18 protein-coding genes are annotated in these 19,753 nt (G+C 50.7%); 12 read left to right on the top strand and 6 right to left on the bottom strand.

Annotation, left to right across the window (positions count from 1 at the left end; all coding sequences use genetic code 11):
• Window positions 1-16: 16 nt before the first annotated feature.
• Together C6I21_RS13310 and C6I21_RS13315 are read right to left on the bottom strand one after the other, a co-directional pair.
• Entirely contained in the window at window positions 17-1,000 is a 984-nt protein-coding gene (locus C6I21_RS13310) for an aldo/keto reductase (protein ID WP_105959985.1), read from the bottom strand.
• Window positions 1,001-1,015: 15 nt separating this feature from the next.
• On the bottom strand, window positions 1,016-1,342 hold the full coding sequence (locus C6I21_RS13315) for a hypothetical protein (protein ID WP_105959986.1): 327 nt from the start codon (window positions 1,340-1,342) through the stop codon (window positions 1,016-1,018).
• A gap of 94 nt (window positions 1,343-1,436) precedes the next feature.
• Between C6I21_RS13315 and C6I21_RS13320 the strand changes: the two genes are divergently transcribed.
• The 3 genes from C6I21_RS13320 (at window position 1,437) to pgeF (ending at window position 3,757) form a co-directional block, all read left to right on the top strand.
• Window positions 1,437-2,672, top strand: coding sequence for an MFS transporter (locus C6I21_RS13320; protein WP_245411645.1), 1,236 nt, complete (start codon window positions 1,437-1,439; stop codon window positions 2,670-2,672).
• Between the two features lie 75 nt (window positions 2,673-2,747).
• Window positions 2,748-2,960, top strand: coding sequence for a hypothetical protein (locus C6I21_RS13325; protein ID WP_105959988.1), 213 nt, complete (start codon window positions 2,748-2,750; stop codon window positions 2,958-2,960).
• Window positions 2,957-3,757 (top strand): peptidoglycan editing factor PgeF, encoded by an 801-nt coding sequence (gene pgeF, locus C6I21_RS13330; RefSeq protein WP_105959989.1) that lies wholly within the window; start codon window positions 2,957-2,959, stop codon window positions 3,755-3,757. The genes C6I21_RS13325 and pgeF overlap by 4 nt, the downstream gene beginning before the upstream one ends.
• Window positions 3,758-3,809: 52 nt before the next feature.
• Here pgeF and C6I21_RS13335 read toward each other — a convergent pair whose 3' ends face one another.
• Complete coding sequence (locus C6I21_RS13335; RefSeq protein WP_181186260.1) at window positions 3,810-5,237, bottom strand: dihydrolipoyl dehydrogenase family protein; 1,428 nt, start codon at window positions 5,235-5,237, stop codon at window positions 3,810-3,812.
• Window positions 5,224-5,904 (bottom strand): TVP38/TMEM64 family protein, encoded by a 681-nt coding sequence (locus tag C6I21_RS13340; RefSeq protein WP_105959991.1) that lies wholly within the window; start codon window positions 5,902-5,904, stop codon window positions 5,224-5,226. The genes C6I21_RS13335 and C6I21_RS13340 overlap by 14 nt, the downstream gene beginning before the upstream one ends.
• Window positions 5,905-6,295: 391 nt before the next feature.
• On the opposite strand from C6I21_RS13340, the gene ilvE reads away from it, so the two are divergent.
• The 9 genes from ilvE to C6I21_RS13385 all read left to right on the top strand — a co-directional run bounded on the left by ilvE (window position 6,296) and on the right by C6I21_RS13385 (window position 17,317).
• Window positions 6,296-7,195, top strand: coding sequence for a branched-chain-amino-acid transaminase (ilvE, locus tag C6I21_RS13345; protein WP_105959992.1), 900 nt, complete (start codon window positions 6,296-6,298; stop codon window positions 7,193-7,195).
• 341 nt (window positions 7,196-7,536) lie between these two features.
• Window positions 7,537-9,264 carry a biosynthetic-type acetolactate synthase large subunit gene (gene ilvB / locus C6I21_RS13350; protein ID WP_105959993.1) on the top strand — a complete coding sequence of 576 codons (1,728 nt, stop codon included), beginning with the start codon at window positions 7,537-7,539 and terminating at the stop codon, window positions 9,262-9,264.
• A complete protein-coding gene (ilvN, locus tag C6I21_RS13355) occupies window positions 9,261-9,782 on the top strand; it encodes an acetolactate synthase small subunit (protein ID WP_105959994.1) in 522 nt (173 codons plus the stop codon). Before ilvB ends, ilvN begins: the two co-directional genes overlap by 4 nt.
• A gap of 33 nt (window positions 9,783-9,815) precedes the next feature.
• Complete coding sequence (ilvC, locus tag C6I21_RS13360; protein ID WP_105960032.1) at window positions 9,816-10,844, top strand: ketol-acid reductoisomerase; 1,029 nt, start codon at window positions 9,816-9,818, stop codon at window positions 10,842-10,844.
• Window positions 10,831-12,378, top strand: coding sequence for a 2-isopropylmalate synthase (locus tag C6I21_RS13365; RefSeq protein ID WP_105959995.1), 1,548 nt, complete (start codon window positions 10,831-10,833; stop codon window positions 12,376-12,378). Before ilvC ends, C6I21_RS13365 begins: the two co-directional genes overlap by 14 nt.
• A gap of 93 nt (window positions 12,379-12,471) precedes the next feature.
• Complete coding sequence (leuB, locus tag C6I21_RS13370; RefSeq protein WP_105959996.1) at window positions 12,472-13,578, top strand: 3-isopropylmalate dehydrogenase; 1,107 nt, start codon at window positions 12,472-12,474, stop codon at window positions 13,576-13,578.
• Between the two features lie 18 nt (window positions 13,579-13,596).
• Window positions 13,597-15,015, top strand: coding sequence for a 3-isopropylmalate dehydratase large subunit (leuC, locus tag C6I21_RS13375; RefSeq protein WP_105959997.1), 1,419 nt, complete (start codon window positions 13,597-13,599; stop codon window positions 15,013-15,015).
• A gap of 33 nt (window positions 15,016-15,048) precedes the next feature.
• Window positions 15,049-15,633: a 3-isopropylmalate dehydratase small subunit gene (gene leuD, locus C6I21_RS13380; protein ID WP_105959998.1), complete on the top strand. Its 585-nt coding sequence runs from the start codon at window positions 15,049-15,051 to the stop codon at window positions 15,631-15,633.
• Window positions 15,634-15,769: 136 nt separating this feature from the next.
• On the top strand, window positions 15,770-17,317 hold the full coding sequence (locus C6I21_RS13385; protein ID WP_105959999.1) for a peptide chain release factor 3: 1,548 nt from the start codon (window positions 15,770-15,772) through the stop codon (window positions 17,315-17,317).
• A 294-nt stretch (window positions 17,318-17,611) separates the two neighbouring features.
• Here the strand turns inward: C6I21_RS13385 and C6I21_RS13390 are convergent, their stop codons facing one another.
• A complete protein-coding gene (locus C6I21_RS13390; RefSeq protein ID WP_105960000.1) occupies window positions 17,612-17,845 on the bottom strand; it encodes an aspartyl-phosphate phosphatase Spo0E family protein in 234 nt (77 codons plus the stop codon).
• 161 nt (window positions 17,846-18,006) lie between these two features.
• Window positions 18,007-19,743 (bottom strand): phospho-sugar mutase, encoded by a 1,737-nt coding sequence (locus C6I21_RS13395; RefSeq protein WP_105960001.1) that lies wholly within the window; start codon window positions 19,741-19,743, stop codon window positions 18,007-18,009.
• Window positions 19,744-19,753 lie beyond the last annotated feature (10 nt).

Consider the following 19,753-nt stretch of genomic DNA (forward strand, 5'->3'; position numbering starts at 1 on the left):
CTTCTTCTGTCTTCAATTAGTAAGCGCCGCGGATCAAATCGTGCACCTGCCGGTCATAGAAATCAGTCAGACGGTCCATCTCTTCTTTGGAGAAGGACGGCACCTTTACAGCCTGCAGTGTATCCTGCACCTGGTCCACACGCTTGAATCCTGGAATGACGGTGGATACTGCTTCGTGATCCAGAATCCAACGAAGCGATGCCTGCGTCATCGTGTTCCGCCCTTCTGCAATCCATTCAAGCTCCTGTGCAAGAGCAACACCTGCAGAAAAAGGCACGCCGCCGAATGTTTCACCGACGTTGAACGCCTGGCCTTCCGAATTGAACCGGCGGTGGTCATCTGCTTCAAATTCATGACCTTCTTTAAATTTGCCCGTCAGCAGGCCGCTTGCAAGTGGAACGCGTGCGATAATACCGGCCCCTTTCTCCTGCGCTTTCGGGAATAACTCGGCCACCGGCTTCTGGCGGAAAATATTAAAAATGACCTGGAGTACTTCAACGCCTGGCTTTTCCAGACTGAGCAGTCCTTCCTCGACCGTTTCTACGCTGACACCGTAATGAGCGATTTTGCCTTCCTGCTTCAATTTATCCAGGACATCAAATACGGCGCCGTCTTCAATAATATGCTTCGGTGGACAGTGAATCTGGTATAAATCCAGCTGGTCGCGGTTCAGACGTCGGAGCGTGGCTTCCAGATATCCCCGCACACTGTCTTCCGAATACGTAGCTGGGTCCTCAATATCTCCGGCACGGCAGAATTTGCTTGCAATATGAATATCCTGCTCTCTGCCCCGGGTTGCGCGGGCCAGCAGCTCTTCTGCGTGACCATCGCCGTACACGTCAGCCGTATCGAAGAAATTCACACCTTCATTCATCGCTGTTTCCAGACCCCGGATCGCTTCCGTATCATTGGTTGTACCCCAGGCACCTCCGATCGCCCATGTGCCGAAGCTCAGTTCACTTACATTCAGTCCTGTTTTTCCAAGTGCTCTGTAATTCATATTCTGTTCACCGTCCTACTTATCGTATTTTTTAGCTTCTTTTTCCAATATCCGCTTCTCCAGTTTTTTAAACGCTTCAATAAATGCATCCGGATCTTCTTTTACGTTATAGGAATACACTCCGCGGCTTGTGTGTACATACAAAAGCGCTTCTGCCGACGGCATCCTGCGGTACGACATATCGAAAATCTGCTCTGCGGGAAACTCCCGGCGATGCGTGACAAGACGGTCTTCATAGAGAAGCAGCCACCGTTCATACTCCACATTTTCCATTGCAATACTGGACATTTCCCGTTCCACTTTCACGTATTTCTGTCTGGCAAGGAGCTGGTCTTCCTGCATGAATTATTCACCTGCTTTCATTTTTTCGGAAACCGAATTATCTGATATACTGACGGAGGAATAATAAATTCTCATTTACGAAAGGAATAACCTAGTGAATACGAAACCTTCTTTCTATTACGGCTGGTACATCGTTGCGCTCGGGGCACTCAGTCTTTTTTTCTCTGGTCCCGGACAGACGTATTCCAACTCCGTTTTTATCGATTTTTACATATCCGATTTTGGCTGGGAGCGTTCGCTCGTTTCCGGTATTTATTCGGCCGCCACGCTGAGCGCCGGGCTGATCCTTTTTACTGCTGGACGTGCGATTGATACGATCGGCCAGCGGAAAGTGTCGTTAACCGTCAGTATCCTGCTTGCTGCAGCATGCTTCTGGAACAGCATCGTCATTTCCCCGTGGATGCTGTTTATCGGCTTTTTTCTGATCCGTTTCCTCGGCCAGGGATCGATGACGCTCGTTCCGAACACGTTAATTCCCCAGTGGTTTATTGTAAGACGCGGCCGTGCTTTCAGCCTGATGATGCTCGGCGGATTTGCAAGCTCTACGCTGTTCCCACCGCTGAATGCCTGGCTGATAACGTCATTCGGCTGGCAGACAGCCTGGCAGGTGCTCGGCGCCTCCATCCTTCTGCTGTTCGTTCCACTTGTCTTTTTCTTTATGAAAGATAAGCCGGAGGATATCGGTCTTCTGCCGGATAATGCCATAAAGGGAAGCAGCGAGCATACAGCTGCACAGAAGCAGGATGTTTCGTGGACGTTAAAAGAAGCAAAAAGCACACGCCAGTTCTGGCTTCTTCTGCTCTGCGTCGGCATACCTTCCATGCTTAACACCGGTCTGACATTTCATCTTGTTTCCATTGTATCAGACCGGGGTATGGATATCGCCGCTGCCGCTTTCGTTCTCAGCCTGATGGCTGCAGTAGGATTTCCGGTGACATTTGCCGCGGGATTTATTTTGGAGCGGATCCGCGTCCACTACGTTTTTGCCTTTGTTTTTCTCGGTCAGCTTATTTTTCTCATCGTACTTTATTTTACACAATCTTTTGCATGGGCGGTGGCTTTCGGCCTCATCTGGGGCTTTACCGGTGGGCTTGAGCGGATCTGTATTTCGATCGTTTTCCCCGAGTATTTCGGCAGAAAACATATCGGCAGCATCAAAAGCATCGCCTCCACGATGACCGTTGTTGGTTCTGCTTTCGGCCCGCTGCCGTTTGGAGCAGCCTATGATTTCTTTGGTGGCTACGAAGAAATTCTGCTTGTTTCCCTTGTTTTTCCTATCGCAGGTATAGCCGCTTGTCTCTTATCTCCACCTCCAAAAAAGAAATCCTGACAAAGCAATTTCGCTCTTTCCCTGCTATACTGTACTTGTTGTTTCATTGAAAGTTTAAAGAAAGGATCGATGCAGATGGATATTATAAATGTGCCGGATCCGAATGCACCCGAAATGGGATACGCTTATCTGTTTATGGCTGTGACGCTTATGATCGCCGTTTTTACTCTATACCGCTTCAAGCGCGCAAACAAAAAACACGAAAAAAAGCAGCAGGACCAGAATCAGGAAGTATATGAAATGTACGAAACCGAAGAAGAACACGATCAGAAAGAGGACCGCTCATGATTCAAAAAGGAAACACACTCCGCATCGAAGAATGGGAAGCAGCACACCCCGGTCTGACCGCAGGGTTTACGCTCCGCTCAGGAGGAGTCAGTCCGGAACCATACGATACACTGAACCTCGGCTATCATGTTCACGATGACCCATCACTTGTCACGCGGAACCGGGAAATCACGGCCGGTGAGACCGGCATGCCGCTTTCTACCTGGGTCGGAGCAGAGCAGACACACGGCGACCAGATCGTGAAAGTACAGCAGTCTTTTGCCGGACTCGGTGCCTCTTCCTATGAAGACACAATCAAAGGGACAGATGGATTTTATACAACAGAAGACGGTCTGCTCCTCACACTCGGATATGCAGACTGCATCCCTGTTTATTTTTTGTCTGAGGATGGATCGTGCTGCGGCATTGTCCATGCCGGCTGGAAAGGGACCGTTAAAAATATCGCAGGGAAATTAATTCATTTATGGGAGTCAGCGGAACAGATGGAGCCGGGCACTGTCCGGGCATGGATCGGTCCCGGCATCGACAGCTGCTGCTATGAAGTCGATCAGAAGGTGATTGATCAGCTTCAGGAAGTGCTGCCGGATATAGCTCCCTATGAGAAAACCGGCGAAGATACGTACGCATTGAATTTGAAAGAAGCAAACCGGCAGCTTTTAATAAAAGCCGGCGTACCTCCGGAAAACATCGGCATGTCAACGCTCTGCACGAGCTGTGAAGAAGAATCCTTCTTCTCCCACCGGCGTGACGGTGCGCACACCGGCCGTATGCTCGGCTTTATCGGCCGGCAGAAATAACGCCTCAGACCGAAACAGCGCCCTCACCGCGGAGTGAGGGCGCTGTTTCTTATTACCTGCGGAGGTACTGAATGTACTTTTCCGTTACTTTCGGAAGCTTCCCCTGCATGACATGTGTCGATAAATACGTGTCGGAGAGCTGTTTTACAATTTCTGTTCTTGCCGGGTACGGGTGCACAACGCTGGAAAGAGAGGTCAATTTTTCCCCCTGCGCCTTCACATAAACAAGTGTCTGCATCCAGTCGCTTGCATTGGCGCCGATACCGTGTGCGCCAAGTATTTTTCCGTTTTTGGACAGAATAACTTTCACGAAGGACACATCATCCTGTTCAGCAATCAGACGGTCGGCATCCGACGCCCGGATCACTTCATAGTCTGAACCGTACGCTTCCCGGGCTTCCACCTCAGTCATTCCGAGATGGAATATCTCCGGCTGGGTATAGAAACACCAGGGAAAATTCTCATAGGACAGAGAGCGCTTCAAGCCGAACACAGCGTTTGAAACGACAATTTTTGCTTCTTCTCCTGCTCCATGTGTAAACGGAAACCTTCCTGTTACATCCCCGGCAGCGTAGATGCTCTCCACGGAACTCTGCATCCGGTCATTAACGAGAACATACCCGCGGCCGTCGGTTTCCACGCCGGCGCGTTCCAGTCCCAGGGAGGATGTATTCGGCTTTCTTCCGACAGCAAAGAAAACGGCATCAACATCTGTTGTCCACGTGTCGCCTTTCGTAGATACGGCAGCCTGAAATGTTCCATTCTTCTCTGTCACATCCGTTACTTCGCTCTCCAGGTAAACCGGTACTTCTTTTCGAATCTGACGACCGGCCCGCTCCGCAATTTCTCTGTCCTCTTTTTCAAAAAGCTCGTGTGCCCGGTCAACGACGATTACTTCAGAGCCGAGGCGTGTTAATGCCTGCGCCATTTCGAGACCGATCGCTCCGCCGCCGATCATAATGATTTTCTTAGGAAGCTCCTCCAGATAAAACAGCGACTCATTCGTTATGACCGGGAGTGTAGCGGGAAGGTCCAGCGGAAGTGTTACCGGGCTGGAGCCTGTGGAGATAAGTATACGCTTTGCTTTCAGTGTCCGGCCATCCGCCAGGCGCACCGTCTGCGCATCTTCAAATGAAGCTTCATCGTAATAAATATCGACGCCGAGAGAAGCAAAACGCTCCGTGCTGTCATGTTCCTGAATGGTATCGACAGCATACTGAATCTGCGAGCGGACCCGCTGCCAGTCAGCACTTCCTTCCAGGTGGAAGCCGTGTTTTTCTGCGTTCCGCTTCATATTGTGGACTTCGGTAGCTGCTGCTATAAGAGCTTTGGACGGAACACAGCCATAGTGAAGGCAGTCGCCTCCGAGTGATCCGTGTTTATCAATCAGAGCTGTCCGTGCTCCGAATTGTGCTGCTCCGGAGGCTGCCGTCAATCCGGCAGAACCCCCGCCGATGACGATAAGATCATAGGTTGTCATGTTGTTCCTCCCCTTCATTCTGCGTCGTTTTCTGCCATAACTTTTTCCTGAAGAAAACAGGGATGGCGCTGACTGCGATAAATACAGCCACTGCGGCGAAAATCAGTCCGGCATTTCCTTCGACAACACTTGCACCGAGAAAGCTGTAAGCAAATGCTCCCGGAATGATGCCAAGAAACGTCCCTGCAGCAAATGCCCGTGCCCGGATTTTGGAGACGCCGCTCAGATAGCTGATCATGTCAAAATTAAATATAGGAATCAGACGGATCAGCAGTACATAGAGAAAACCGTTCTTCTCCAGCTGCTCCTGTACCGCTTTTCCCTTCCCTTTCCATTCTTTCCCCGCCGCTCCTTTTCCTAACCACCTTGCAGCAAAAAAAGACAGTACGGCTCCTCCCGTTGCTCCTGCCACAATGAGCCCCGTTCCCCAGACAGGCCCAAATATTAATCCCCCCGCCAGAGATAATACGGAGGCAGGAAATAAAACCAGCGGCCGGACGATATACAAAATGACATAAAACGCAGGTGCCCACACGCCGGCCTGAAGAACAAATGTCCGGATCTCCTCCGGGCTCACTTGAATAAAACGCTGATTAATATACAGCAGGACGGCAATAATGATAATAACAGCGGCTGCTTTTAGTATGACTCCTTTATATTGGTGCATCAATTTCCCTCCCTCTCCCGCTCATCATACCTTCTTCTTCCGATGCTGTCTGTCATCCAGCTTTCTATCTCTGCCGGAACACGTTCGAAGGACATCTGTTTATCAGCCGCTTCTATATAAAGAAACGAAAGGCAGCGGCACGATGTGGATTGGCAGACCATGCATAAACATTGTAAGCGCTTTATAAATATTTACACTTTCTGCGTTATGACACGTTTTCTCCCGCCCACACGAAATGTAAGCGCTTGCTTAAAAACTGATTGTTTTGAAATGTGAGAATTTTTCACAAAAAGCGGTTGACGATGTGTCATAAGGAGAGTAAGATAAGGCTCAACATCAACTTTGACGGCCGTTTTCACAGGCTGAATTTTACAGGGAAGGAGCGAACGGAATGAGCAGTCAATGGATTTATCTCGATGACAAATTTGTCCGCAAGGAAGAAGCTGTCGTATCTGTCTTCGATCACGGTCTACTTTACGGCGACGGCGTGTTCGAAGGAATCCGTGCATACGACGGAAACATCTTCAAGCTGGACGAGCACCTTGACCGGCTGTACCAGTCAGCACAGTCGATCATGCTGCAGATTCCATATACAAAGGAGGAAATGCAGCAGATTATCGTCGGGACGATCCGTCACAACGAACTGAACTCTGCTTATATCCGCGTCGTGATTTCCCGCGGCCCCGGAAACCTGGGGCTGGATCCGGCCAACTGTACGAACCCAAGTGTTATCGTCATTGCGGAAGAACTCGCCCTCTTCCCGAAAGAACTTTACCAGCGCGGGCTGCGGATGGGATCTGTAGCTACAAGAAGGAACCGTCCAGATGTTTTAAGCCCGCAGGTGAAATCACTTAACTACCTGAATAACGTTCTCGTAAAACTGGAAGCGAACCAGGCAGGGGTCGATGAGGCTCTAATGCTGAACGATCAGGGATACGTGACGGAAGGCTCTGCCGATAATATTTTCATAGTAAAAAATGGAAAAATTATCACCCCTCCGGTTTATCTTGGGGCACTTGAAGGAATTACCCGCAACGCAATTATTGAAATTGCGCGAGAATTCGATTACGATATGCAGGAGGAACCTTTTACCCGCCACGATGTCTACACGGCAGATGAAGTATTTCTGACGGGAACCGCGGTGGAAGTAATTGCGGTTGTGGACGTCGACGGCCGGACGATTTCCGACGGAAAGCCGGGTAAGGTGACGAACCATCTTTTAGCAGAATTCAGACGCGTTGTTCAGACAGATGGAGTTAAATGCTATCCAGCCAATGTCAACGCAGTATAATAGCATAACAATAAATGAAATCGATGAAAGGATAAAGGAACGGGAAGACGGCTGTAACAGAGATCCGGGGATGGTGGAAGCCCGGAACAGCTGCCCGCTCCGACATCGTCCTCGAGTGTCCCGCTGAATTGACAGTAGGCCGGACCGGGTGTCTGCACCCGTTATCAAATAAAGCCTGATGACAGGCTTACGAAGGCAGTATCCGCGAGGATGCTGTGAATCCGGGTGGTACCGTGAAAAGAAAGACTTTTCTCCCCGCACATACGCTGGTGATCTTTCATCAGCACGTGCAGGAAGAAAAGTCTTTTTCGTTTTTTTAATCCTTTAAGGAGGGATCGTTGATGAAAGTGGAAGAAAAGAAAACCAACGCGCAGCCTGCCCAGCAGGTACAGACAGGAGCAGATGTTTTAGTCGATGCGTTAATTGATGAAGGTGTCGAAACGATTTTTGGATATCCAGGCGGTGCGGTCCTTCCTATCTATGACGCCCTCTACCGCTCTGATAAAGAGTTCCAGCACATTCTGACCCGCCATGAGCAGGGTGCCATTCATGCTGCTGAAGGCTATGCCAGAGTCCGCAGAAAGCCCGGCGTTGTTCTCGCTACTTCCGGTCCGGGAGCAACGAACCTTGTTACTGGAATTGCAGATGCCATGATGGACTCCCTTCCACTCGTCGTGCTGACCGGACAGGTGGCGACAAACGTTACCGGCACCGACGCATTCCAGGAAGCAGATATTATGGGCATCACAACACCGATTACGAAGCACAACTATCAGATTCAGTCCGCATATGAACTGCCGCGTATCATCAAAGAAGCATTCCACATTGCGTCTACTGGACGTCCGGGGCCGGTCGTCGTCGATATTCCGAAAGATATTGCCGCAAACCCATGCTTCGAAACCGATCAGTCGCCGTTTCATCTGCCGGGCTATCAGCCGACAATCAAGCCGAATCCGCTTCAGATCAAGAAACTAGCTGAAGCTGTAAAAACAGCGAAAAAGCCGTTGATCCTTACAGGTGCAGGTGTTCTGCACGGCGGCGCCTCTGACGTGCTGCTTGAACTGGTTAATGAATACCGTATTCCGGTTACGTCCACCCTTCTCGGGCTCGGCGCATTTCCGGGTGATCACGAATTGTTCCTCGGCATGGCGGGCATGCACGGTACGTATACGTCCAACATGGCGATTACCGATGCCGATCTTCTCATCAATATCGGCGCCCGGTTTGATGACCGACTGACCGGCAACCTGGAACACTTTGCAAAGAACGCCATGGTCGCTCACATCGATATCGACCCGGCGGAAATCGGTAAAAACGTTCCGACCGATATCCCGGTCGTTGCTGATTCCAGAGCCGCGCTTGAGGAACTGAAGCGCCAGATGAAAGCCGGCCCGGAAGATCACGAAGCGTGGCTTCAGGAACTCAGCTACAACAAAGATGCCTACCCGCTATGGTATAACTCTCCGGAGACTGAAATGGTCGCCCAGTGGGCCGTTAAAAAGATTTATGAGGTAACGAACGGCGATGCGACGATTACGACAGACGTCGGGCAGCACCAGATGTGGGCGGCGCAGTACTTTCAGTTTACCCGTCCCGACCGCTGGGTAACCTCAGGCGGACTCGGCACGATGGGCTTCGGCTTTCCGGCAGCAGTCGGCTGTCAGCTGGCGAACCGGGATGACCGCGTCATTGCGATCGTCGGAGACGGCGGATTCCAGATGACGATGCAGGAGCTGTCGGTATGTCAGGAACGGAACCTGCCGGTCAAAGTCGTTATCCTGAACAATCAGGCGCTCGGTATGGTCCGCCAGTGGCAGGAAAGCTTCTATGAGGAGCGCTACTCGGAATCACTCGTTAATTCCCAGCCGGACTTTGTCAAACTGGCAGATGCATATGATATCAAAGGCGTCAAAATTGAGTCACAGGCTGATTTTGAAGCACAGATTGGTGAACTGCTCCACTCCGATGAGCCGGTAGTCATCGATGCACGCGTCATCCGCCAGGAAAATGTCTACCCGATGGTAGCACCGGGCCGCGGAATTAACGATATGGTAGGAGTGAAACCATGAAACGAATCATCTCCCTCGTAGTACAGAACCGAAGTGGTGTATTAAACCGGGTGACCGGGCTGATGCACAAGCGTCAGTTTAACATTGAGAGTATTTCAGTCGGCCGTACGGAACAGGAAGGCATCTCCAAGATGACATTCGTCGTCGATGTCGAAGATCACCGCAAACTGGAACAGCTGACAAAGCAGCTCCATAAGCAGATCGACGTACTCAAAGTAACCGACCTCTCAGAAAAAGCGATCGTTGCACGCGAGCTTGCACTCATCAAAATTGTCAGCAATGCAGCGGTCCGCAATGAAGTTCAGGGCATTATTGAGCCTTTCCGGGCTTCTGTCATCGACGTCAGTAAAGACAGCCTTTCTGTACAGGTGACAGGAAAACCCGAAAAAATAGAGGCACTTATTGATCTGCTGCGGCCATATGGAATTAAAGACATCGCCCGCACGGGTCTTACAGCTTTCTCCCGCGGCCAGCAGCCGCAGGTTCAGGAGCTGCCGCAGTATTCATTACTGAAATAAAAACTATTTGAGAGAAAGAAAGGGATGGAGAAAATGACAAAAGTACTTTACAACCACAACATTGAGGAAGCAATCCTGCAGGAGAAGAAAATCGCAGTAATCGGATACGGTTCTCAGGGCCACGCCCACGCACTGAACCTGAAAGAAAGCGGATTTGACGTTGTTGTCGGCCTGAGAAAAGGTAAATCCTGGGATAAAGCACAGGAAGACGGCGTGGAAGTAGCCACTGTAGAAGATGCTTCCAAGCAGGCAGACGTAATCATGATCCTTCTTCCGGATGAGTACCAGCCGACTATCTACAAAGAGCAGATCGAACCAAACCTGGAATCCGGCAATGCACTCGTGTTTGCCCACGGTTTCAACATTCATTTCAGCCAGATCGTTCCACCGTCTGACGTTGACGTATTCCTCATCGCTCCAAAAGGTCCGGGACACCTTGTACGCCGTACATTTGAAGATGGAGCAGGCGTGCCTGCACTATATGGTATCTACCAGGATGCTACCGGCCAGGCGAAAGATATTGCTCTTGCGTATGCAAAAGGAATCGGCGGCGGCCGTGCCGGTGTGCTTGAAACGTCGTTCCAGGAAGAGACAGAAACAGACCTCTTCGGTGAACAGGCTGTACTCTGCGGCGGTGTTTCCCACCTCGTCAAAGCCGGATTCGAAACATTGGTTGAAGCAGGCTACCAGCCTGAAGTTGCCTACTTTGAGTGCATGCACGAACTGAAGCTGATCGTGGACCTGCTTTACGAAGGTGGACTGGAAGGCATGCGCTATTCCATTTCCGACACAGCTCAGTGGGGAGACTTTGTTTCCGGACCACGTGTGGTTGATGCCGATACAAAAGCACGCATGAAAGATATCCTGACAGACATCCAGAACGGTACATTCGCCCACGGATGGATCCTTGAAAACCAGGCGAACCGTCCACAGTTCAATGCCATCAATGCCCGTGAAAACAAGCACCAGATCGAGGAGGTTGGCCGCCAGCTGCGTGAACTGATGCCGTTCGTCAAGCAGTCCCAAAAGAAAAAGGATGTGGTCAATAATGGCTCGCGTTAAAATTTTTGATACGACGTTGCGGGACGGCGAACAGTCTCCCGGCGTCAATCTGAACGGCCCTGAAAAACTGGAGATCGCCCGTCAGCTGGAACGCCTTGGTGTAGATGTGATGGAGGCAGGCTTCCCTGCCTCCTCCAAGGGTGATTTTGATAGCGTCAGAGAAATTGCCAGAACGATCAAAAATGTATCTGTCACCGGTCTTGCCCGTGCAGTGAAATCCGATATCGATGCCTGCTATGAAGCATTGAAAGACGGAGCGGATCCGCGGGTACACGTTTTCATCGCCACTTCCCCCATCCACATGGAGTACAAGCTGAAAAAAACACCGGAACAGGTGATTGAAAAAGCCGTTGAAATGGTGACTTATGCGAAAACGAAGTTTGACAAAATTGAGTGGTCCGCTGAAGATGCTTCCCGCTCCGACCTTCCGTTTCTCGCTGAAATCATCGAAAAAGTAATTGATGCCGGTGCGACGGTTATCAACCTGCCGGACACGGTCGGCTATACGACACCTTATGAGTATGGACAGATGTTTGCCTATATCAGACAGAATGTTCCGAATATTGACAAAGTCGATTTGTCCGCCCACTGTCACGATGATCTCGGCATGGCTGTGGCCAACTCGATCGCCGCTGTCGAAAACGGCGCGACGCAGGTAGAAGGAACAATCAACGGGATCGGAGAACGTGCCGGAAATGCTGCACTGGAAGAGTTGGCTGTCGCACTCAAAATCCGCGGTGACTATTACCCGCATGAAACCGGGCTCGTGCTAAAGGAAATTAAGCGGACGAGTGATCTAATCAGCAGACTTTCCGGCATGCACGTACCGAGAAACAAAGCGGTCGTCGGTCAAAACGCATTCGCCCACGAATCCGGAATTCACCAGGACGGCGTACTGAAACATGCACAGACGTATGAAATCATTACACCGGAAATGGTCGGCGTCACATCCAATTCCCTTGTGATGGGTAAGCATTCCGGCAAACATGCCTTCAAAGACAAACTGAAGCAGCTCGGCTACGAAGAGCTTGCCGAAGAAAAATTGATGGAAGCCTTCACTGAATTTAAAAAGCTGACCGATACGAAAAAAGAAATCACGGATGATGATCTCTTTACGATTCTGACAGATGTTCAGACGCAGACGCCGCAGATTAAAAAGTACGAGCTGACAGGGTTCCAGGTGGAATACGGCGAAGACAACCACCCTACTGCGACTGTGCAGCTAACAAAGCCGGACGGTACACAGATCGAGTCCAGTGCACCTGGTCAGGGTGCGGTTGAAGCGTTATTCAACACGCTTGATGAGATGATTGAAGAGGATGTTCACTTAACCGACTTCAGCTTAAGCTCAGTCGGAAGCGGACGCGACGCTCTCGCTCAGTCCAATGTGAAACTGACAGTAAACGGCAGTGAATACGCAGGCCGCGGTTCGTCTCAGGACGTACTGGAAGCAGCTGTTAAAGCTTTCCTGAACGGCGTAAACCGCGGTTTTTACAATCAGGTTCCTGCAGACGCAAAAAGCGCTGCCTATTAATGACCCCGCCCGGCTCCCGGCCGGGCCGGGATTTTCTCTTACCGTGTTATCAGCCGGCTGCCGCCGGTAAACCTACAAGGAGGATTTTCGACCATGAAAAAACACATTGTACTACTACCAGGAGACGGCATCGGAACCGAGGTGACATCGGCGGCAAAGGATGTACTGGAGACGATCGCGGACGAATTTAATCACACATTCACATTTGAATCCAAAGATATCGGCGGAACAGCTATCGATCAGCACGGCAGCCCGCTGCCGCAGGATACGATCGATGCCTGCCGCAAAGCGGACGCTGTTCTCCTCGGAGCAGTAGGCGGACCAAAATGGGATAACAACCCTTCCCACCTCCGCCCGGAAAAAGGACTGCTTGGAATCAGAAAAGAATTGAACCTGTTTGCCAACCTCCGTCCGGTTCAAGGTTTTTCTAATTTACTTCATGCTTCACCGCTGAAGCGGGAAGTCGTGGAAAACAGCGATATGCTCATCGTACGTGAATTAACAGGCGGCCTGTACTTCGGCACACCGAGTGAACGCCGCAATAACGGCAGTGACGTTGTCGATACACTCGCCTACTCGCGTGAAGAAATTGAGCGGATCATCCGCCGTGCATTCGATGCGGCGATGCTCCGCCGGAAACACCTCACCTCCGTAGATAAAGCAAACGTACTGGAATCCAGCCGGATGTGGCGCGAAATTGTAGAAGAAATCAAACCGGAATACCCGGAAGTAACCGTGGAGCATATGCTCGTGGATGCTGCAGCAATGAAACTCATTACCAGCCCGACACAGTTTGATGTTATCGTTACAGAGAATATGTTCGGCGACATTCTATCGGATGAAGCATCTGTTCTTACCGGGTCTCTCGGAATGCTCCCGTCCGCCAGTCTCAACGAAGAAGCATTCGGACTGTATGAACCGGTCCATGGCTCTGCACCGGACATTGCCGGACAGGGTATCGCCAACCCGCTTGCGACCATTCTCTCTGCTGCGCTGATGCTCCGCCATTCTTTCCGCATGGAGGACGAAGCAAAACGAATCGAATGTGCCGTTTCTGAAGCGTTAAACCGTGGGTACCACACGGGTGACCTGAATGTAAAAGACGGTGAACAAGTAAACACACACAAAATGACCGCTGTCGTTGTAGAGCTGTTAAAAGCAGACAGCACGACAAACAGCATCATGAACTGCTACGCATAACGTAAGGAGGAATCAAAAATGGCCAGAGCCAGAACGATCGTAGACAAAATCTGGGCGGATCACGTCGTCCACACCGAAAAAGATAAACCAGATCTGCTTTATATCGATCTTCATCTTGTTCATGAGGTTACTTCCCCGCAGGCTTTCGAAGGACTCCGCATGAAAAACCGCCGTGTCCGCCGGCCGGAGCGGACGTTTGCAACGATGGACCACAACGTTCCGACGATTGCCCGTCATTTTATCAGCGATCCGGTTTCCAAAAAGCAGATGGAAACGCTGTACGACAACTGTCAGGAATTCGGCATCAACCTTGCTGACATTAATCACCCCGATCAGGGCATTGTGCACGTAATCGGTCCCGAGCTCGGCTTAACGCAGCCCGGCAAAACGATTGTCTGCGGAGACAGCCACACCTCCACACACGGAGCGTTCGGCGCTCTGGCGTTTGGAATCGGAACAAGTGAAGTGGAACACGTCCTCGCGACACAGTCTATCTGGCAGGCCCGCCCGAAAACGATGAACGTAAAAGTAAACGGCCGCCTGGCTCCTTCCGTTACAGCAAAAGACTTAATCCTTGCGATTATCGGTAAATTTGGAGTCCGTTTTGGTACCGGCCATATTCTTGAATATACCGGAGAAGCGATCCGGGACCTTTCGATGGAGGAACGGATGACGATCTGCAACATGTCGATTGAGGCAGGCGCTCGCGCCGGTCTGATCAGTCCGGATGAAACGACGATTGATTATATCCGCGGCCGCCGCCATGCGCCAGAAGGCGAAGCTTTTGAAGAAGCTGCGGACTACTGGCGCTCTCTTGCCACCGATCCAGGCGCTGAGTACGATGCCGTTGTCGAAATTGACGCCGATGAAGTGGAGCCTCAGGTGACGTGGGGCATTAACCCGGGCATGTGCCTTCCTGTAAGCGGCAGTGTTCCGTCACCTCAGGATGCGGAAACAGATGCAGACCGTGAAGAAATCGAACGTGCGCTGGAATATATGGGACTGGAAGCGGGTCAGCCGATTTCTTCGGTACCGATTCAGCACGTCTTTATCGGATCGTGTACAAACTCGCGTCTAAGTGACCTCGAACGCGCAGCAAAAGTTGTGGAAGGCCGTCACGTGCATGAAGGCGTACGTGCACTCGTTGTGCCGGGATCCCAGACCGTCAAACAGCAGGCCGAGGAAAAAGGATTGGATAAAATCTTTACAGCCGCCGGTTTCGAATGGCGCGAAGCAGGATGCAGCATGTGCCTTGCGATGAATGATGATATCGTACCTCCCGGAGAGCGTTGTGCCTCGACTTCCAACCGTAACTTTGAAGGCCGTCAGGGTAATGGCGCACGCACCCACCTGGTCGCACCGGAAATGGCGGCTGCTGCGGCTGTAGAAGGACACTTCGTGGATGTACGCAGCTACTTCTCCACTCCCGCAGGCTGATAGACGATAACGATAAAGGAGTGACGAACCACGATGGAACCTATCCGAAAGCACGAAGGACTTGTTTTTCCATTAAACCGGTCCAACGTGGACACAGACCAGATTATTCCGAAACAGTTTTTAAAACGGATCGAGCGCCAGGGTTTCGGCCAGTTCTTGTTTTATAACTGGCGCTTTGACGATAATGATCAGCCGAGAAACGATTTTTCCATGAATAAAGAGCAGTATCAGGGAGCAACCGTTCTTGTAGCCGGGGAAAACTTCGGCTGCGGCTCCTCCCGGGAACACGCTCCATGGGCGCTTCAGGACTACGGCTTTCTCGTTATTATTGCGCCGAGCTTCGCCGATATTTTTTACAACAACTGTTCAAAAAACGGCATTCTCCCTATTAAACTCGAAGAGGATGAAGTGCAGCAGCTCATGGCGAAAGCGGAAAATCCGGGCTACCGTCTGACTGCCGACCTCGAAGAACAGAAGGTATACGACAGCGAAGGCTTTGAAGCTTCGTTTGACATTACGCCCTACATGCGTGAAATGCTTTTGAACGGCTGGGATGAAATTTCCGTTACACTGACACTGGACGAAAAAATTGCAGATTTCGAGGCGTCACGCAGCTGACTGCCTCCTCCCTCTTCCCCAGCGGAGAGGGAGTTTTTTTGTGAAGCGCTCCACTGTTTACCATTGTCTCTTTTTCACGTATAATGAAGTGTTGGATGAAATGCCTTTGAGCATCGGATAGAAAGGGTTATGTATTATGACACAAGGACTTCCCCGTAAGACGTTCGCCATTATTTCCCACCCGGATGCCGGGAAAACGACGCTGACCGAAAAAGTGCTGCTTCTTGGCGGCAGTATCCGCAGTGCAGGAACGGTAAAAGGAAAAAAAAGCGGTAAATTCGCTACATCTGACTGGATGGAAATTGAGAAGCAGCGAGGTATCTCTGTTACATCCAGTGTGATGCAGCTTCATTATGATGACACACAGATTAATATTCTGGACACTCCCGGGCACCAGGATTTCAGTGAGGACACATACCGGACCCTGACTGCTGTAGATACAGCAGTGATGGTAATCGACTGTGTCAAAGGGATTGAAGCCCAGACGCTGAAGCTGTTTAAAGTCTGCCGCATGCGTGGCATTCCTATTTTGACATTCATTAACAAGCTGGACCGGGAAGGTAAAGAACCGCTCGAACTCCTGGAGGAAATCGAATCCACGCTCGAGATGGAGACCTACCCGATGAACTGGCCGATCGGTATGGGCAAGCGGTTGAAAGGCATTTACAGTATGCAGAATAAAACGGTGGAGATGTTTGATGAAGCCAGTCAGGAACGACGCATCGTTCCGCTGGAGGAAGCAGAAAATCTGGAGGATTACGAAAAAGAAACACTCGAAGAGGAAACGGCTCTTCTGGAAGAAGCCGGGAATACCTTTACACAGGAAAAAGTGCAGAACGGTACGATGACTCCTGTTTTCTTCGGCAGTGCACTTGCCAATTTCGGTGTGCAGTCCTTTCTCGATTCCTTCGTCCACCTGGCAGCTTCTCCGCAGCCGAGAAAAGCATCCGGTGATCTCGTGATGCCGGAAGAAGACCGTTTCAGCGGCTTCGTCTTTAAAATTCAGGCGAATATGAACCCTAACCACCGCGATCGTATCGCCTTTCTGCGCGTCTGCTCCGGGTCGTTTGACCGCGGCATGGAAGTACTTCTCTCGAGGACCGGCAAAAAGATGAAACTGAATCAGTCCTCGTCGTTTTTTGCTTCGGACCGTGAGACTGTCGAATCTGCCAAGCCCGGAGACATCGTCGGGTTATACGATTCAGGAAATTTCCAGGTCGGTGATACAATCTGCACCGGAAGTGACCGGATTCAGTACGAAGAAATGCCGCAGTTCCCGCCGGAAAAATTTGCAAAAGTTACTGCAAAAAATGCGTTAAAGCATAAGCAGTACCATAAAGGAATGGAACAGCTCGTTCAGGAAGGAACGATTCAGCTCTATAAAACGCCATACTTTGAAGACTATATTATTGGTGCCGTTGGTGAACTGCAGTTCCAGGTATTCGAATACAGAATGAAAAATGAATACAATGTGGATATTGAATTTCAGCACATGAGCCATGAGGCCGCCCGCTGGGTGACAGAAGGCAGTGTGGATGAAGGCATGACCGACTCGCGGAAAATGCTCGTTCTGGATCAGCAGAAACGTCCCGTTCTGCTGTTTGAGAACGATTTCGCCCTCCGCTGGTTCCAGGACAAACATCCGGATGTAAAACTCGCTACAGGATGGGATATTCTGGAGTAGCATCAAAAAGACGCCCAAAAGCCGGGCGTCTTTTTGTTATCCATTTGTTCCTGCTCCGGCTGCCTGTTTTTTCACATACTTTTTTCTGCCGGTACCGTTGCATGTCCTGCACTTCATCTGTCTTTTTACTCCAAGAACTTTCCGCTCGATGCGCCCTTTTCCCCGACAGTCTCTGCAAATGAATACGATCGCCATCGAGCCACCTCTTTTCGGCTTTCCCCCATCATAACACATTTTTCAGAATATTCCCACTCCAAACCTGGAGCGCACAGCCTATCTGACTGCAGGAAGCGGTCACCATGCGGGCTCCGGCATGGCAGTAACAGCTTGAAAAGACTGGACGATTCCATCTACTTCCCTGCTGAGACGAATCGTATCTGGATGTGTAAACCCCCGCTTCAGAGCGATCTCCACCATCTGTGCCCGTTTTTTCTCCAGTTCGGCCGGATAAATCTGCTCGTTTTCCATTTCACTCACCTTTGCTATTCGTCTTTGTGTCGTCCAGTTTACCATTTCTTGTCTCATCATTTCCAGTTTTCCGCTTACTATTTTTTACTGTTTTCTACTGACTGCCTGCTCAAGACTCTGCTGTGTTTTTTCCGCATGAACAGAACAATATCTATTTTATGCCCGCTGGAACGTGAAAAAGGCGCCTCCCGGAGGAGACACCTTTCACTGCATTGGTAAAGTTAAATAGATTCCAATTGCTCCAGGACGGCTTTTTTCACTTCTTCCAAACGGGCGTGTGCTTCGTCGTGACTACTCCCTTTCACACCGAAATAGCACTTGATTTTCGGTTCTGTTCCGGATGGACGCAGGCAGTACCAGGAGCCATCATCAAGAAACAGTTTCAGCACATTGGACACCGGCAGTTCAATCTTTTCATCCGGACGGCCGTCGGTAAACGTACGCGTCCGGCGCTGATAATCTTCAACATATGCTGTTCCTTCCGGCAGTGTCCCCTGAAGCACCTGATCGCGGAAAACATTCATGATCCGCTGAATTTTCTCCGCCCCTTCTTTTCCTTTAAACGTAAAGGAAGCGAGGTCTTCCAGATAATAGCCGTATTTTTCGTACAGCTCCTGGAGTCCGTCATACAGCGTCATGCCGCGGGATTTATAGTATGCGGTCATTTCCGCAGCCAGCAGTCCCGGCTGAATAGCATCTTTATCCCGGGCGAATGATTCGATCAAGTAACCGTAACTTTCTTCGTAGCCGAATAAAAAGGTATGTTCTCCGCTCGTTTCATACTCCCGGATTTTTTCGCCGATGAATTTAAATCCTGTGAGTACATCAAGTGTTGGCAGATCAAACGCCTCTGCCACCGCCCGGCCGAGCTCAGAAGTGACGATCGTTTTAATGACAATGCCGTTTTCCGGCAGCGTACCTAATTCTTTCTTTTTCGTCAGCAGATAATCGAGCAGCAGGGCGCCGGTCTGATTCCCGCTGAGCACGGTAAAAGCACCTTCCTTATCGCGGACAACGAGCCCGATTCGGTCGGCGTCCGGGTCGGTGGCGATCAGCAGGTCGGCATTTTTGTCCGCACCGAGCTTCATCGCATATTCAAATGCTCCGGCTTCTTCCGGGTTCGGTGATTTCACCGTGGAGAATTCTGTATCGGGCTCCGCCTGTTCCGGAACTGTATGGACATTCGGAAATCCCGCTTCTCTCAGCCCGCGCTCCATCGGCACTTTCGCAGTGCCGTGAAGCGGAGTGAATACAATCTGCAGGGACGCACCTTCTCGTTGAATTAAATCCCGGTCGATCACGACCTGCTGCAGCTTTTCTGCATAGGCATCATCCAGTTCCTCGAGCACCCATTCAAGAAGGCCGTTCTTCTCCATCTCTCCGGCATCAGCTGTGGCAACGGTTAATTCATTTTCCACAGCATTCACTTTTTCTATCAGGCGGTCGGCATCTTCGGGAATCATCTGGGCGCCGTCTTCCCCGTAAGCTTTAAATCCGTTATACTCCGGTGGATTGTGGCTGGCTGTAATCATGGCACCGGTAAATGTGTTCAGATGCCGCACGGCGAAGGAGAGCTGCGGTGTCGGACGCAGTTCCTTAAAAACATACGTTTTAATACCATTCGCACCAAGTGTACATGCTGCTTCCACGGCGAATTGATGCGACATTCTGCGGTTATCATACGCAATCACAACGCCGCGCTTCACCGCTTCTTCTCCCGCTTCCTTCATATAATCTGCGAGACCCTGAGCCGCCTTTCGGATCATGTAAATGTTCATCCGGTTTGTGCCCGGGCCGATTTCGCCGCGCATACCGCCGGTTCCAAATTCCAGCGTTTTATAGAAGCTGTCCTCCAGATGCTGATCCTCACCGCGCATTGCTTCCAGTTCTTCTGCGATCGCGGTTTCCAGTCCGCTGAACTGCTGCCATTTCTCGTACTGCTTTTTCCAGTCTGCCATCGTATTCTCC

The sequence above is a fragment of the Alkalicoccus urumqiensis genome, assembly GCF_002993335.1.
GTDB lineage: Bacteria > Bacillota > Bacilli > Bacillales > Salisediminibacteriaceae > Alkalicoccus > Alkalicoccus urumqiensis.